This is a genomic window from Ruegeria sp. BHSA123 (assembly GCF_059613425.1).
This window is the reverse complement of sequence record NZ_JBXWSL010000160.1, coordinates 1-1,629: the sequence shown is the minus strand read 5'-3', so window position 1 is coordinate 1,629 and position 1,629 is coordinate 1. Positions and strand designations below refer to the sequence as shown.

Here is a 1,629-nt window from a genome sequence, read left to right as displayed (position 1 = left end):
GTTTCAGGGAAACGCCATGCCTGCGCCTCGGTGCTGATTTGTTCAGCCACCCGCCGCACACGAGGCACCCATGCCTCGAGTTGTTCAAAATCCATTCGCTGGGTCGAGCCGGTTACTGAGATCGCGCCCAGGACACGGCCGTTTGTTGTAAGAACAGGGCAGGCGACGCAAATAATTCCGGGTTCATGCTCTTCGTCATCAACGGCAAAACCCTTGCTGCGAATTCGATCAAGATCCGTGCGCAGGTCATTGTCGGACGTCAGGGTCTTGTCGGTAAAGCGATGAAAACTCTGCTGCGAAATTGCCCGGTCAAGGTCACTTTCATTCAGAAAGGCAAGCATCGCCTTGCCGACACCCGTGCAATAGGCCGGGCCCACCTTACCCGCCTGAGAATACATCTCGATCGGTTGCGCTGCGTTGCGTTTGTCTACGTATAGAACCTGACCAGCATCGAGCTGCGCCAAATGCACAGTCTCTCCAGTTTCCTGGCTTAGAATATCGAGGAACGGACGTGCGATAGGGGCCAGTGAGCTTTGGGTCCAGGCTGCATGCGCAAGCCGTACCAAACGCATACCCGGCGCGTAGGTTTGGCGCTCGGGGTCGTAACATAGCATTCCCTGATTGGTTAATGATTGCAAAAACCGATACAATGTTGCTTTCGGAAAATCGCTGCCGTCCAGCAACTCCGAAAATCGCACAGGGCGCTGAAATGCGGCGACCTGATCCAGCACGTCACATGCTTTGCCAATAGTTCCGTCACCTGACACGGGCGTCCGTTCTCCTCCGCTTGCCCATCGCAGTTCGCACGAGGGTCTTGACAAGACTAACCGAGTCGATGTGTAGTTTTCAATATATAAAACATAGTTTCATTATTTGGAACTTTTGTGGAAACAACAGGGAGGAAACCATGTATTCCACTTTCAAGCGCACAACCGCTGCGCTGGCACTTGGCGTTGCTATGGCGGCACCGGTGGCTGCTGACCTAACTGGAGAGCTTCGGATATTCCTGGACACGTCAAACCCGGCCCCGCGCGCAACGATGGAAGCGATGATCGAGCGGTTTGCAGCGCAGCACCCCGGCCTAGAGATCGAAACCACGGTTATCGACCGCGAAGCGTATAAGACCCAGATCCGCAACTTTCTGACGGCTGACACACCTGACGTGGCCACTTGGTACGCCGCCAACCGTATGAAACCATATGTCGAGGCCGGTCTGTTCGAAGACGTCTCGGATCTTTGGGCGGAACCTGAAATTGCTGAAAACCTGGCATCAACCAAAGGCGCGATGACCATCGATGGCAAACAATGGGGCGTCCCCTACACTTACTACCAGTGGGGCGTTTACTATCGTAAAGATATCTTTGACGAATTGGGCCTCAGCGAACCGACTACCTGGGAAGAAGAGCTGGCAAATTGCCAGAAGATCGTCGATTCAGGCCGTGCTTGCTATACCATCGGGACCAAGTTCCTGTGGACCGCTGGCGGTTGGTTTGACTACCTGAACATGCGCACCAACGGGTTCGACTTCCACAATCAACTGGCCAACGGCGAAATCAGCTGGGAAGATGACCGGGTCAAGCAGACCTTTGCAAACTGGAAGCAGTTGATCGACATGGGGGCTTTCATTGA

2 protein-coding genes are annotated in these 1,629 nt (G+C 54.3%); one reads left to right on the top strand and one right to left on the bottom strand.

The features are described 5' to 3' along the window. On the bottom strand, positions 1 to 767 hold a 767-nt coding region (locus AC2FNC_RS20755; protein ID WP_496716573.1), incomplete at its 3' end, for an IclR family transcriptional regulator. Positions 768 to 907: 140 nt separating this feature from the next. On the opposite strand from AC2FNC_RS20755, the gene AC2FNC_RS20750 reads away from it, so the two are divergent. After that, a partial coding sequence (locus AC2FNC_RS20750; protein ID WP_496716571.1) for an ABC transporter substrate-binding protein occupies positions 908 to 1,629 on the top strand: 722 nt, incomplete at its 3' end.